The organism is Paenibacillus sp. Soil787 (assembly GCF_001429545.1).
Taxonomy (GTDB): domain Bacteria; phylum Bacillota; class Bacilli; order Paenibacillales; family NBRC-103111; genus Paenibacillus_E.
On sequence record NZ_LMSP01000001.1, the window covers coordinates 174,620 to 188,701 of the forward strand.

Consider the following 14,082-nt stretch of genomic DNA (forward strand, 5'->3'; position numbering starts at 1 on the left):
ATAAAACCTGTGGAGAGCAAGCATTTAAAGACGAGAATACCTTGGATCATAAATACATAAAAAATCTTATTAAGGAGTAAAGCGATGAATCCACCCAAACATATCGTTTCGGCAGCTGCAATTGTAATAAATGAAAAAAACGAATTATTACTTATCAAAGGACCAAGAAGAGGCTGGGAGATGCCTGGTGGTCAAGTAGAAGTAGGAGAGTCCTTAAGTCATGCTGCAATAAGAGAAACAAAAGAAGAATCAGGAATAGACATAGAAATTATAAAATTCTGCGGAATATTTCAGAACGTAGGAAATTCAATTTGTAACACCCTATTTTTAGCGAAGCCAATAGGTGGAGAATTAATACAAACTTCAGAAAGCTTGGAGTCAGGCTACTTTCCGATAGAAGAAGCACTAAAAAAAGTTGAATGGAAAGATTTCAGACAAAGAATTGAGTACTGTTTAAGACCTGAAATGCATCCTTTTTGTGTTGAGTTTAATGATGAGAAGAATATTTGAGGATATCTCAAGAAGTCGCAGGCATCATCTAACACCATATTTACGCTACGGAGCCTACAGCTCCTTGGTCTGCCCGGGGATTTCGAGGGAGTGAAATCAGCAGACAACCCTGCACTGGTTAAGTCCTTCGGACCCGGTGCTAACGCGCCTTAAGCCAGTGAGGGTTCGTGAATAGAACAACGTTAAGTGAAATTACCGCAATACGATTCCAATAATACACCTTAAATGTATTTAATGATTGCATGCCAGAGTAGCAGTGATCGAATTTTTTTGCTCAGAATTTCAAAAGCTATTAGACAGTATGCATTGACTAAATCCATTCGACCCGCGTTGTAGAAAATAGAAATGGAGACAAAGCAATGAGATTAAGAAGGCAATTAGGTATTTGGATAATAATTTTAATTATTGAATTTTTTTATTTCTATGACTTATTGCATCAACCTCACGACAGCGATGTCATTATCTATATAGTGTCTTTAATAGTTACCACTTTAGTAGTAGGTGGAGTAATAGTTTTAAAATCTAAAGAAGATTAAAGTGAATATTATAGCAACTAATTCGAAGAAGGAGGTAACTTCACTTAACACACAGTATTCACGCTGCGAGTCTTACGGCTCTTAGTCTGCCCGAGGCATTTCGAGGAAGAGGATTCAGGCAGACAACCCTGCAAGGTAAAGTGGCAGAGCCACCTAGTCGCTGACGCTCCTTTAAGCCTTTTTTTTGCTTATTCTAATTCGAAAAGGAAAAAAGAAATCAATAGAACTTTCAAATAAAGTCAATCTAAATAGTGCGCTAGAAGGATATCAATATAATTTAGGAGATCTTGAGGAAGTTTCAAAACATAATTCTTTTAAGTGGAAAAGGCCAGAGCATATGGAACCGAAGGGTGAGATGGATTTAATAAGAGTTAAATCATTATTGGAAAGAGAAATTAATGAATGCAAAGATATACTTTTTGAAATAAAAAATGGTGAAGGAATTTTATATAAGACAACAATGACAGTAAATGATCTAGGAAAGATTGATGTCTATCAATATGTTTATTTTTTATGCCAACATGCTAAGAGACACATCATTTAAATGTATAGCGTGAAAGAAGAATATAGAATATTCAAGGAAGTCGAGTAGCATCAGATAATTCATATTGCGGGGCTTAAGCCCCTTGGTCTGCCGGAGGCATTTCAGGGAAGTTTAATCAGGCAGATAACCCTGCAGCACCTAACCGCATCGTGGCCGGCACTATGTGCCTTAAGGTGGTGAGGGTTTGTGAATGCAACAACGTTATAAGAAATCGGGGGAACCCATTATTAAAGTGCATTTATCAAACCAAAAAAAATTTAAAGGCAGGTGATAAGACATTAAATTACTTTTTATCTGTAGCCGCAATAAATGGCGCAGTTTAACAGCTGAGAAGATTTTTCATGGATACAACGGTTATGAAGTTAGATCTGCAGGAACAGAAGAAAACGCAAGGATTAAAGTTACTGAAGGACATATTGGTTGGTCGGATATGATTTTTGTGATGGAGAAGAAACATACGAGAAGGCTTAAAGAAAATTTTTCAAACAAGTTAATAAATAAACAATTAATCTGTTTGGATATACCGGACGATTATCAATTTATGGATGAAGAACTAATAGAAATCTTGAAATCAAGAGTATCTGAATATATTGAAGTTCCTGATTAAGGATTAGACAATGAACAATGAAATATATCAGTGAAATTGTAGAGCATTTTGTAAGCAATCCAAGAAGCCCCCGACATCTTATAACTCCGTTTTCCCACTACGGCTCCTACAGAGCCTTGGTCTGCAAGAGGAATTTCGGGGAAGCATATTCAGCAGACACACCTGCACCGACTAACCGCATCGCGGCCAGCCCTTCGGGCTTTAAGTCGGTGAGGCGTCGGGAACACAACAACGTTATAAGAAATTTATTAAACCCATTTTTAAAAACATATAAACCTCTGCGAACCTAACCGCGTCGCGGCTGGCACTAAGTGCCTTAAGGTTCTCGGGTTCGGGAAAACAATAACGTTATATGAAAGGGATGCAGAGCTATAAAAAAATCAATTTAACCCTTATAAATAACCAAAGCACAAGCGAATAAGAACGCTTGTGCGTGAAGGGGAATAAAGGTAAAATATAAATACAATTGAATCTTGGGTGGGCATGGTTCCCCTTCGAAAGGAGGTGAAGCCATGGAAGTAAAGGATGCTATGACGATCATGTTCCTTTTTGGAATGTTTATTATTGCTCTTTTAACATACATTAACCTAAACAACAAGAGAAAGTAAAAAACCACCCGAAGATTAGCTGCCGAAGGTGGGTTTTCGTTTCCTTAAACTTGAAGGGAATATACCATCCAAGCCAATTGTACTGACCAAGTGTTACAGCACTTGGTCTTTATTAATAATATGATAACACACTTAAATAATTGCTTCAATAATGATCTGAACTTGATTTTGGAATAGAAATGAATCGAATGACTGATAAAAAACTAACGAAAATTGAAAAGAAGAATAGAGAATATGGAAAGAGTTTGAGAAGACATCCCCATCACATGACACCGTGTTCCCACTGCTGCTCCTACGGAACCTTGGTCTGCCAGAGGGATTTCGAGGAAGCATATTCAGCAGATACACCTCACCGACTGACCGCGTCGCGGCCGCCCCTACGGGACTTAAGTCGGTGAGATGTCGGGAACACAACAGTGTTATGTGAAAACCGGTATAATTATTATTATTAACAAAGGGGAAACAATGAAAAAAAAATTCTTTTCAAGATTAAATTATTACATGTTTGGATTTGTATTTTCATTCATTATTTTGCTATGTAATTACTTACTAGACTGTATAGATTCATATCAATTTTTAACTCTTTCACTTTCATCAAGTTTAATTTTTGGTCATTTACTGTACCTTCTTATAGAGAAGAAGGAAGAACTGAAAAATAATTTAATAAATTTATTATTCAGTAATGAAACAATATTTCATGTTGGAATAACAATTGGATTAATAATGATCTTTAGTACTTTATAGATAAGTCGCGGCCGGACCTGGAGCCATGGAAGTAAAGGATGCTATAACGGTCATGTTCCTTTTTGGAATGTTTATTATTGCTCTTTTAACATACATCGGTAATAACAGCAGGAGAAAGTAAAAACCCACCCGAAGATTAGCAGCCGAAGGTGGGTTTTCTTTTCCATAAAAAAATGATAAAGACGAATAAAAGGCTAATATAGGGCTCTTGAAAGTATTTCGAGGAATCGGATTCAGAAGACCCACCTGCACCACCTAAGCGCATCGCGCCTGGACCTACGGTCCTTAAGGGTGAGGCGTCGCGAACACAACAACATTATCAGAAAACCCAATATATCAAAATCCTCATGATATAATCATTGCCACTGGAAGATCGGTATCCATGATCTGTAGGGGCATTCTTAGTTTCTGAGGTGCTTAGGCTTTACCCCAACGGACACAGAAGCCTTTATTCGTGAATGTTAGGAGCAAATCGTTTTCTAACGGACACAGTAGCTCTTATTCGCCTGTAATGGCGTCCAATTGGATGGAATATTATGAAATAAGGTCCACTGAGTCCGTAAGAATCGAGAAACAGCGATTAATTAGCAAATCAAGGTCCCTGGTGTCCGTTGCATATGATTTAAATGGAATATTTGTACCAAAACCTGGATATTTCCATTAAAAAGCACGATTAAAACGAAACCTACCGTAGTTACAACCTTTTTTAGTGATTCCGAAGAAAATGCTGCTCGAAATGAATGGGAGAATTCCAGATGATGTGATCAACGTCTAAGCAACTAGTCAGTTAAAGCTATATCTTCACGTTATTCACGGCCTTTCACCAGGGAATGGATTGAACTGCATAGGTCATGTAATCGTGTAATCAAGTGCTGAAATAATCCAAAATTACCAAAAGAATGAAATGACATCCATTTACTTTTTTTAGATCGAACGGTCTGGAATGTGTAAAATAAAATGAAGCGTCATTAACTACTGCATTATAATCCAAGTGTTGAGAGGGTAATTCAGCGATATCGTCCAAGACTTCTGGGTCCGAGGTTAACTTTGCAACTTGAGTCAGCGAGTATCGTTCGTGATTCAAATGTTGGGCAAAAGCCCGCAAATTCCCTTTTGTACCATAGGTGTCATATAGGCTTTGGCGGGTTATTTCGAAAATTATCTTATCCATTCCGGATCGTTTGGTCAAGAAAACATAGAAAAACCCCTCACGAAGTAAGGGATTTTCATCAAGCTATTGGGGTACTCCTCATCCTTGAAGGATGTCTTCCACCTTTTGTAACACGTCTTCCGTCAAGTGGATGCCGCTAGCTGCGCAGTTTTCGACGACTTGCTCAGGTCGGCTAGCGCCAACAAGGGCACTTGCCACATTGTTTTGTCTAAGAATCCAAGCAATGGCCAGCTGAGAGACCTTAATGCCAAGTTCATCGGCAATTCCAGATAATTGTGCCACTTTATTCAAAGAAGCTTCGTTTAATTGCTTATCGCTCCAATTCTTACTGCTTGCTCGGCTATCGGCTGCGATGGGTTGGCCTGGACGATATTTGCCTGTAAGAAGCCCCTGCGCAAGCGGCGAAAAGACAACCTGACCGAATCCCTTAGCCTCGCCAAGTGGGATAATTTCTTTTTCGATGTAACGATTGAAAAGGTTGTAGATCGGTTGATTGACAATGAGCTTATCTAACAGAAGCTTGTCTGCAATGGCATAGGCATCGACAATCTGAGCTGGCGTCCATTCGCTGACACCGATGTAAAGTACCTTACCTTGTGTGACCAGATCGTCCAATGCACGCAAAGTTTCTTCTAGCGGAGTTTCGCGGTCATAGCGGTGGCAATAGTAAATATCAATGTAATCCGCATTCAGTCGGCGTAAACTGGCTTCGGCCTGTTCTTTAATATGCTTGCGGGATAATCCGCGATCGTTAGGACCATCGCCCATCGTATTAAACACTTTTGTAGCTAGGACATAAGATTCCCGTGGATAGGAAGAGAGTGCTTTGCCCATCACTTTTTCTGCTTCACCGCGTTCATATACGTTAGCTGTATCAAAGAAATTAACACCCAAATCATAAGCTTGTTCAATTGAACGAACGGCAGGGTCTTCCCCGACATAACCACCGTATGTGAGCCAACTGCCAAGACTGATTTCACTAACTTTGAGACCGCTGTTACCGAGTTTGCGATATTGCATGATTGTTAACCTCCTACTGCAATATGGGATCATACTAACTATCTATATTATAAAGACATTCTCAGGTTAATGTAAGAACTGACATATAGGTGATTAAGTTACCTGGAGGTGCGACGCTTACTTTGAGGTAAGTAGATACGAATTCGTGAAAGTAAGGGAGATGAAGTGAGATCAAGATAACCAGTTCTGTAGCCAAAATACAGCTTTTCAAGTAAAATGACGTTGAAAGGAGGGGGTATTCATGTTAGCTTCTTTATTTGTTGGCATCGTAGCCATAGAGCATATCTACATTCTAATATTGGAAATGTTTTTATGGACGACACCTCGCGGTTTGAAAGCCTTCGGCCTGACGAAGGAACAAGCCCAGGAAACCAAATCTCTTGCTGCTAATCAAGGTTTATACAATGGATTTCTTGCGGCTGGTCTTGTTTGGGGACTCGTTCATCCAGATGCATCCGTAGGTCGTTCCATTGAGATTTTCTTCTTAATCTGTGTCATTATTGCTGCCTTGTATGGTGGGGCAACAGCGAAAAAGTCGATTTTGCTGGTACAGGGTTTGCCTGCGGTCATTGCTCTTCTTTTTGTCCTTCTGTAAGATCACTACACGACATAAGTAAACAGTCATTCACAGACTTACATAGTTAGGTTTTCTCGCAAGATAATAAATAAGGGAAGTCCCGAGTAGCACTCGGGACTTCCCTTATTTAAAATGAATTCTCTAACACATGCATCGCGTATCCAGAATCTGGGCTCTGCTTGCACCAATCTGGTAATGTGTTAGGGGTTTTGGGTAGTTGAAGATTACACAATGTTTATGATGTTTAGCTACATATTGCAAAAAGTACAACAATTTCTGCCAAAATCCCGCTTATCTCCCTAGAGATGTTGCATAAAGTAAAGTGCAACAATAATTACCTGAAAAAAACAAATAGAACAAGCCACAGTATTCCGTAAGCAACTACTTTCTGTTAGCGGATGAAATTAAATGCATTTCATACATGATAAAACATACAAAAAGTAGAATGATAGGGGATGTCCTGCAAAAGATACATCTAAATCGAACACTTTATTCGCTGTTGGCGCTTTTCGAGCAAATGAGATGCAGGTTTTACAGGTAAACACCTTGAAAACGGCAAATCCTCTAAAATAAGTTGTACGTTTTGCAGGTAGGGCTGGACGGCAGACAGTGAAGTTTGTTTGACTTGTTTAAATATACCGCATAAGATTGTGCAGAATTAAGATCGGATGGATTCAGGAGATGCCACAGTTCCCCCACAGTTCGCTTGTGAAAGTTGCGGTGGAGTCATGACATTAGGCATACCTGACTACCTTATTCTTGCCGCTCGTTTTTGCTCTATACATGGCTTCATCAGCCTGCTTGATAAGCTCTTCGGCGCTTAGGCCATTCTTGTACTTACTGTAGCCGATGCTTGCAGTTACAATCGTTTCCTTCTCAATTCGACTGCGAACGCGTTCTGCGAACGCATCCATTTTGACACTAGGATCCGTCACCATGACGACCATCTCTTCTCCACCGTATCGGCCGGCTATGCCGCACTCTTCGGCTTCTTCTTTCATAATCAGCGCAACTTGCTTGAGCACATCGTCTCCCATCTGATGACCTTGGGTATCATTTAACTTCTTGAAGTTATCAATGTCGCTAAATAAAATGTACACAGGCAAATGCCGTCCAACATATTGTGAAACACGGTTATAGAAAAATTTGCGATTATAAAGACGTGTAAGGCCGTCCGTGATGGATGAATTATAAATGGCTTGCATAAGCTCTACGACACGTTCAAAGAGCAGCATAAACAATAAAAAATAATAAATAACCGGTAAGATATTGACTGCAAATGACAACCAAGGTTGAGCGTTTCCATACATATAGGCATTTACAAGGTGGACAGATTGAATGAAAAAGTAAACCGTCAGTGCCATTTGATATTTGGCCTGTTGGCCAATATACGGCGGGATCGTGTAGAAACAAAGAAAGATAAGTACAAAAACATAGAGCTCGAGACCAATATCCTGAAGCAATCTAACTTGCTCATGCGTCCCGCTATACATATTTGGCACACTGAAATGAAGGACAGAAACGACAAAACCCATTATCATTAAGCCATAAAAGAATATGTACTGTTTACGATTCGTGCGATTGTATAATTGATAGATCCCCATATTAATAAGGATGAAGGATATTATTTTAAGCATTAGCAGCATGTAGGCGGTTAAACTTGTATTGATTGAGCTGAGTGATAAATATAATTGTAAAAGGTAATGAATGCCTACAATAACTAGTGAAATGGTCATCGACATGTAGCCTTTTTTGCGACGGTCTAGAAATAATCGAAGAGAGATCACGAACATAAGGGCAACAATGACAACGATAATGGCATTCGATAATAATGAAGCTAATTCACCGAAAAGCAGATCAACAACGTGCATACTTTCCTCCAAAAAATCCTGTTTTTCGACATGTAGTGACTCTATTATAAAGCAAAATGCGAGAGAGGGATAGAATCGATTGTAAAGGCTCGAAGGTGTTCTCTTTTCTATTCGGCGCACACAAGTTACAATAAGAAGGTAAGCTCAAGGATTTGGGAGAGGGGCTCATGCAATGAACATATTGCAAGCATTGTTTTTCCCCCCGGAACAGCCGGGCGGGGTGTCATCCATGGTTCCCTATATTTTGGACCGATTTAATAAAAAAGGCTGGGAAATGGAATTATTTTCGCTACCTAAGCGGATTCGGGGCAAGGGGTCTGAGGAAGTGGAGTTCGTCACTTTTGATTGGCGGAAGTATGCCGGAAACCCGATCGTTGATAAATACATTCAGACGTACAAGGATTATGTTTGGTGGACGAAGCTGAGAATTTCCAAGAAATATGATATCATTCATGCCCATCATCCGATTGCGGCACTTGCCATGAAGCAGATTTATCCGGAAACACCCGTCATCTTGACCATTCACTCCAGTTTTGAGAGAGAGCTTATTTTGAATGGACGCATTCAAGAGAATGGCTTGGAGCATCAATTTCTAACTCAAATTTACGGGGAGCTTGAAGCAAGAGTCGATCAGATCATCACGGTTTCTAACTCGTTCAAGCAATATATGGCGGAATATGTGCAGGATAGTGAACGGATTGGTGTGATTCCAAATGGTTTTGACGAAAAGCGTTTTCGTCCGATTTCACATGAAAATCCAGTTACTCAGTTCATAACCGTTTGCCGTTTAGTGCCTGCCAAAGGGCTCGATACGCTGCTGATTGCTTGCGGGGAGCTGAAAAAACGCGGTCATCCCTTTGTTTTACATATTATAGGCGATGGACCAAGCCGAGAAGAGCTGGAGAAGCTTGCGATTCAGCATAATATTTATGAAGATACGATTTTTTATGGCTATATGCTGCATCCAGAAGAGTTTATGCCTTTCTTTGATGTATTTGTTCTGCCATCGCGCGCAGAGGCATTCGGGTCTGTATTTGCGGAAGCAGCTCTGTGCTGGTTAGCACTGATCGGAACCGATGTCGGCGGGATTGCTGAGCAAATCGAACATGGACATAACGGCTTGCTTGTGCCGGTTGGTGATGCGATGGCGCTTAGCCATGCTTTGGAAAAAGTCGTCATTGACCCAACCTTCCGCTACAATTTAGCACGAACGGCCTGGGAGAAGGCGAAGAAAACCTATTCATTGAACCGAGTGCTTCGGCAGCTGAAAAGTGTGTATGAAAGCTATCAAGTTATCGATCATTCGGATAAAGATGAGAGTGAGAATGAACCAAAAAGCTGAATAGGAAGGCGTTAGAGCGATGAAACGACTGCGGTTTATGCATGCCGCCGATCTGCATCTGGACAGTCCGTTCAAAGGCATGTCGGCGCTGCCTGAACGGGTTCGTGAGCGAATACGGGAATCGACGTTTGAAGCGCTCAAGGAACTCGTGGCTTTAGCGATACAAGAGCAGGTAGATTTTGTACTCATTAGTGGGGATGTTTATGATGTATCCGATCGTTCCTTGCGCGCTCAAATTCGCTTCCAGAAAGCATTGGAGCAATTAGCGGAGCAGGGAATTCCTACTTACATTATTCATGGTAATCATGACCCGGAGGATGGACGTGCCGCGAAACTGGATTGGCCGGCAGCAGTCCATTTTTTTGCGTGCGATCAAGTGGAGACGATTAACGTGGAAAAGCCGAATCGCGGCATCATTGCCCAGATTCATGGCATTTCGTATCGAAATTCGGCGGTAACGGATAATTTAGCGGTCAAATTTAGAGCGGGCCAAGAAAACGTCTGTCAGATCGGCCTGCTTCATACGAATGTCGACGGTGATACCGGTCATGATAATTATGCCCCTTGCAGCAAGCAGGATTTGCTTGAAGCGGGTATGAACTACTGGGCGTTAGGCCATGTACATACGAGGAATGTGCTTCATCAGCAGCCGGCGATCGTTTACCCGGGGAACCTGCAGGGACGAAGCATTCGGGAAACAGGACCACGCGGGTGTTATATCGTCGAAATGTCTGAAGTTGGACGAGCTGAGCTCACCTTCCATGCGTTGGATCAGGTTCGTTGGTTCCAAGAGCGGCTGTCTGCGGCAGGCATACAGACAGAGCAGGAATTGAAAGACCGGCTCGGGGAGCAGCTCGAGCGGATTCGGGCAGAGGCGGACGGCAGAGACGCCGTCGTCCGACTTGTTCTGGAAGGGCGCAGCGCGGTGCATGCCTTGCTGCGCAAAGGGCGGGCGCTGCAGGAGCTGACCGCCGAGCTGCGTGAGGACGAAGATGAGCGGAGCTGCTTCGTCTGGGTGGAATCGATCGAGGACCGAACGGCAAGTGAGCTCGACCTCGAGGCCTTGCAGCAGGAGAAGAGCTTCCTAGGCGACCTCCTGCGGTATTCGGCTGCGCTGCAAGGCGACGACGAAGCGCTGGCCTTGTTTGCAAGCGAGGCACTGACCGCGCTGCAGAGCTTGCCGCAAGCAGCCGGTGATCCGGCTGCAGCGGAGCCAGAACGGCTGCGTGAGTGGCTGCGCGCCGCACAAGAATTAGCCGCGGACCTGTTGTCAGCGGATGGGGGGGGACATGGATGAGAATCGTATCCATGCAGGTTCAAGGCTTCGGCAGCCTGCGCGAGCGGCAGCTTGATACGGACAGCCCGCTGGTGCTGTTCTATGGCGCCAACGAAGCGGGCAAGAGCACGCTCATGGGCTTCGTCCGCGCGGTGCTGTTCGGCTTCCCGACTCGTCAGAGCCGGTTGGAACGATACGAGCCGCTGGGCGGCGGCGCCCATGGAGGCGCGCTAACCCTGCTCGATGAGCAGGGTCAGCTCATTCGCGTCGAGCGCTATGATGCGCCCTCCGCCGGCGGCAGACGAGCCTCTGCGGGGCTCGTTAAGGTTACCCTTGGGTGTGGCACCATCGGGGGCGAAGATCTGCTGAACACGCTGCTGGGCGGCCTATCGGCCGACCTCTTCCGCAGCTTGTTCGCCTTCGGTTTAACCGAGCTGCAGGAGCTTCGCACGCTGCAGACGGACGAGCTCAGCGGCTATCTGTATAGCGCTGGGCTTGGTGTGAGCGGCTCGGCCATCATGGAGGCCGAGCGCAAGCTGACGGCGCAGGCCGACGGCCTGTACAGACCCCGCGGGCGCAATCAGGAGATGAACCGTCTCCTGAAGGAGCTTGAGGGTCTGGAGCAGTCGCTGCGCCGCAGCCGGGACCCGGCAGCCGACTACGATCGGCTGCTGGCGGAGCGCCGCTCCGCGGAGGAGCGCATTGCTGCCCTGGAGGGGCAGCAGGAGTCGCTGCGCGCGGAGCTGCACAGGCTTGGTCTGGCCGGCAAGGCGCGCAGCGGATGGATCCGCTTGCGTCAGATCGGCCAGGAGCTTGCGGCGCTGCCCGCGCTGACAGGCTTCCCCGAGCATGCCTCGGCGAGGCTGGACGCGCTCGAGGCAGAGCTGGAGCGCGTCCATGCGGAGCGCGCGCGGCTCTTGCTGCGGCAGATGAGCGTGGAGAATCAGCTTAGCGCCATCCAAATCCAGCCTGATCTGCTCGAACATCAGATCGAGCTGAATCATTGGCTGGAGCAAGCAGCCACGTATGAAGAGAATAAACGCAGCGTAGATCAATTGCGTGTGGAGCAGGAGCACCAACGCGCACAGGTAGACAGGCTGCTTAAACAAATAGATGTTCACTGGGAGGAGACAGAGTTAGCCTCTTTCTCGGTAACGATTTCGCTGCGTGAACAGGTACGGTCTTACAAAGAACGGTTTCATAAGTGCAAGGAAAGTGAGCTGCGCGTCAGAACAGAGCTGGAGAGCTTGCAGCAGCAGGTCATCCGTGTCCAAGACACGGCAAGGAGCTTGGAATCCGATTTACATAAAAGCGGGGTAAGAACCGATGGTTCAGCCTCTCCCGGTTGGGGAGGAGCAGACCCATCTTCCGCCTTGCACCAAATAGCGAGAGATTATGCGCGCTGGCAGCTGCTTATCAGAGAGCTTGCACATCAAAAAGAACGCGATGCTGTGGAAAATCAGTTCCAGCTTAGTCTGGAAGAAGCAGCGAAAGCAGGCAAAATAGCCTCACGGAGACTTCGTCAACGATTCATAGTGATAACCGGCCTATTGGCCGTCTTGACGCCATTATTGCTGTTATGGCAGAGCAGTTGGGTTGCGGCTAACTGCGCCTTACTTTTTTTTGCTGGTACTGCACTCTATATGCTAGTTTCCGATCGTGAGGCGAAAGAGAACCGCTCTTCCCGTGCGATGACTTCATCCCCGATCAGGGATGAAAGTGTGAGCGAAGAACTTCGCTTGCTGGAGCGCCGCCTGCAAGAACAAATTCAACCTTTTTCCCAGCAGCAATCGGGCTATGTTGAAGCTGCGGCAGCATCTACTATCGATTCTTTGAAGCCGGCAAGTTCCGCATCAATGCCTCTTGAGATGCTCCAGCCTCAACTGGATGCTTGGATGCGGGAAGCTGAGCAAAATAAGCAGCAACGCAGCGAGCTGCTGCGTAAACTAGAGAAGCTGCAGGATACGAAAGAGATGCTGCAATCTCTTCAGCAGCAAGAAGTTCAGCGATGCGGATATTTCGAGCAGCTTGTCATGGAGTCAGAACAGCTGCAGTCGGATTGGAGCCACTTACTGCAATCGTTAGGACTAAGTATGCGGTTATCCGCAGATGCCTTGCTAGAAACCATCCAGACGATTGAGCAGGGGCAGGAAAGTCTTCGTCAGCTTCATAAGATCGAGTCCAAGCTTGAGACTTTAGTATCGAGTATCGATCACTACGACAAAACAGTAGGTTCACTCCTTCGGTTTTCACCAGCGGTACGTCAAGAACCCGTATTCGCGCTCAAGCGGTGGAAAGAACAGGAGCAAGAACAGGTAAAGCTGCTTGCGGAGAAGAAGCATGGCGAGCAGCTTTATTCGGAAACCGAGCAAGAGCTGCAGCTTCTGCAGACCAACGAGCAGCGTACACGGACAAGGTTGGAACAACTTTTACAGGAAGCCTCTGCCTGTGACGGTGAAGAACTGCGTATTCATCAGAGAGAGCAGGAAGAACGCAGGAAGCTGACGGAAGAACAAGCATTGCTGGAATCCTCGCTCGAAACGTTACTAAGCCGCTCCTTACTTGCCAGTTACACCGAGCTTTTGGAAACCCATGGAGAAGAGGATATCGCGCTTCAAATGGCATCTATTCAAGGTCAAATTACCGATACTGCTCAGGAAACGAATGAACTTCGAGAGGTTGTTGGCAAGCTAGCGGGGCAAATTGAGAAGCTGGAGCAAGGGGCGGAACATGCGGATCATCTTCTTCAAGCTGAAGCTTATCGAGCGACCATTCGGCAGCAAGTAGATCAATACGCTGTGGCTTCCTTCGCTTCACTGCTGATGAAGAAAGCTCGTGATATTTATGAGCATGAACGGCAGCCCGGCGTGCTTCTGCGAGCATCGGATTACTTTGCGAAGATGACGAACGGTGCCTTCACCCATGTCAAAGCGCCATTCGGGGAGCAGCGTTTAGCAGCCATAAGAGCGAATGGAGAGTCGCTTGATACGAGTCAGCTTAGTCGAGGAACAGCAGAGCAGCTCTACTTATCCATGCGCTTTGCACTCGCCCAGGAGTATGCTGGCAAGGCTATTTTACCGCTGGTGATGGACGATATACTCGTCAATTTCGATGAGGAACGGATGGAAAGCTGTCTGCGCGTTCTTGCAGACTTAAGCAGCAGGCATCAAGTGCTGCTCTTTACCTGTCACGGTCATGTGCGAGATGCGGCAGCGAGAGTTATTCCCGGAAATCACTTAATTCGTTTGTAGAAGCGTTAGCAATGGAGGAATCGAA

The 14,082-nt window shown here is 45.1% G+C and carries 12 protein-coding genes; 10 read left to right on the forward strand and 2 right to left on the reverse strand.

Annotated features, from left to right (window positions below; translation table 11 throughout):
• The first annotated feature begins 84 nt into the window (after window positions 1-84).
• From ASG93_RS00825 to ASG93_RS36110, 6 genes are all read left to right on the forward strand, one after another.
• Window positions 85-510 (forward strand): NUDIX hydrolase, encoded by a 426-nt coding sequence (locus ASG93_RS00825; RefSeq protein WP_056827876.1) that lies wholly within the window; start codon window positions 85-87, stop codon window positions 508-510.
• 359 nt (window positions 511-869) lie between these two features.
• Complete coding sequence (locus ASG93_RS34730; protein ID WP_156410749.1) at window positions 870-1,046, forward strand: hypothetical protein; 177 nt, start codon at window positions 870-872, stop codon at window positions 1,044-1,046.
• 184 nt (window positions 1,047-1,230) lie between these two features.
• Window positions 1,231-1,590, forward strand: a complete 360-nt coding sequence (locus ASG93_RS00830; protein WP_056827878.1) for a DinB family protein — start codon at window positions 1,231-1,233, stop codon at window positions 1,588-1,590.
• A gap of 277 nt (window positions 1,591-1,867) precedes the next feature.
• Window positions 1,868-2,197, forward strand: coding sequence for a low molecular weight protein tyrosine phosphatase family protein (locus ASG93_RS36100; RefSeq protein WP_056827880.1), 330 nt, complete (start codon window positions 1,868-1,870; stop codon window positions 2,195-2,197).
• A gap of 512 nt (window positions 2,198-2,709) precedes the next feature.
• A complete protein-coding gene (locus ASG93_RS36900) occupies window positions 2,710-2,805 on the forward strand; it encodes a putative holin-like toxin (RefSeq protein WP_321166662.1) in 96 nt (31 codons plus the stop codon).
• Between the two features lie 796 nt (window positions 2,806-3,601).
• Window positions 3,602-3,670, forward strand: a complete 69-nt coding sequence (locus ASG93_RS36110; RefSeq protein ID WP_235550722.1) for a putative holin-like toxin — start codon at window positions 3,602-3,604, stop codon at window positions 3,668-3,670.
• 1,128 nt (window positions 3,671-4,798) lie between these two features.
• On the opposite strand, the gene ASG93_RS00845 is transcribed toward ASG93_RS36110, so the two are convergent.
• The gene (locus tag ASG93_RS00845) at window positions 4,799-5,740 is read right to left on the reverse strand and encodes an aldo/keto reductase family protein (protein WP_056827883.1); all 942 of its coding nucleotides are present in this window, start codon (window positions 5,738-5,740) and stop codon (window positions 4,799-4,801) included.
• A 241-nt stretch (window positions 5,741-5,981) separates the two neighbouring features.
• Between ASG93_RS00845 and ASG93_RS00850 the strand changes: the two genes are divergently transcribed.
• A complete protein-coding gene (locus ASG93_RS00850) occupies window positions 5,982-6,335 on the forward strand; it encodes a DUF1304 domain-containing protein (RefSeq protein ID WP_056827885.1) in 354 nt (117 codons plus the stop codon).
• A 716-nt stretch (window positions 6,336-7,051) separates the two neighbouring features.
• On the opposite strand, the gene ASG93_RS00855 is transcribed toward ASG93_RS00850, so the two are convergent.
• Window positions 7,052-8,188: a GGDEF domain-containing protein gene (locus ASG93_RS00855; RefSeq protein ID WP_056827887.1), complete on the reverse strand. Its 1,137-nt coding sequence runs from the start codon at window positions 8,186-8,188 to the stop codon at window positions 7,052-7,054.
• A 172-nt stretch (window positions 8,189-8,360) separates the two neighbouring features.
• Between ASG93_RS00855 and ASG93_RS00860 the strand changes: the two genes are divergently transcribed.
• Genes ASG93_RS00860 through ASG93_RS00870 form a run of 3 tightly spaced genes read left to right on the forward strand, consistent with a single transcriptional unit; the run spans window position 8,361 to window position 14,057 of the window.
• Window positions 8,361-9,530 (forward strand): glycosyltransferase family 4 protein, encoded by a 1,170-nt coding sequence (locus ASG93_RS00860; protein WP_056827889.1) that lies wholly within the window; start codon window positions 8,361-8,363, stop codon window positions 9,528-9,530.
• 19 nt (window positions 9,531-9,549) lie between these two features.
• Window positions 9,550-10,827, forward strand: a complete 1,278-nt coding sequence (locus tag ASG93_RS00865) for a metallophosphoesterase family protein (RefSeq protein WP_056827891.1) — start codon at window positions 9,550-9,552, stop codon at window positions 10,825-10,827.
• On the forward strand, window positions 10,824-14,057 hold the full coding sequence (locus ASG93_RS00870) for an AAA family ATPase (RefSeq protein WP_056827894.1): 3,234 nt from the start codon (window positions 10,824-10,826) through the stop codon (window positions 14,055-14,057). The genes ASG93_RS00865 and ASG93_RS00870 overlap by 4 nt, the downstream gene beginning before the upstream one ends.
• Window positions 14,058-14,082 lie beyond the last annotated feature (25 nt).

Bases quoted from the DNA above. Each gene is read 5' to 3' on its own strand.
- ASG93_RS00825 (WP_056827876.1), top strand. From the start codon at position 85: ATGAATCCACCCAAACATATCGTTTCGGCAGCTGCAATTGTAATAAAT.
- ASG93_RS34730 (WP_156410749.1), top strand. From the start codon at position 870: ATGAGATTAAGAAGGCAATTAGGTATTTGGATAATAATTTTAATTATT.
- ASG93_RS00850 (WP_056827885.1), top strand. From the start codon at position 5,982: ATGTTAGCTTCTTTATTTGTTGGCATCGTAGCCATAGAGCATATCTAC.
- ASG93_RS36900 (WP_321166662.1), top strand. From the start codon at position 2,710: ATGGAAGTAAAGGATGCTATGACGATCATGTTCCTTTTTGGAATGTTT.
- ASG93_RS00865 (WP_056827891.1), top strand. From the start codon at position 9,550: ATGAAACGACTGCGGTTTATGCATGCCGCCGATCTGCATCTGGACAGT.
- ASG93_RS00870 (WP_056827894.1), top strand. From the start codon at position 10,824: ATGAGAATCGTATCCATGCAGGTTCAAGGCTTCGGCAGCCTGCGCGAG.
- ASG93_RS00860 (WP_056827889.1), top strand. From the start codon at position 8,361: ATGAACATATTGCAAGCATTGTTTTTCCCCCCGGAACAGCCGGGCGGG.
- ASG93_RS00855 (WP_056827887.1), bottom strand. From the start codon at position 8,188: ATGCACGTTGTTGATCTGCTTTTCGGTGAATTAGCTTCATTATTATCG.
- ASG93_RS00845 (WP_056827883.1), bottom strand. From the start codon at position 5,740: ATGCAATATCGCAAACTCGGTAACAGCGGTCTCAAAGTTAGTGAAATC.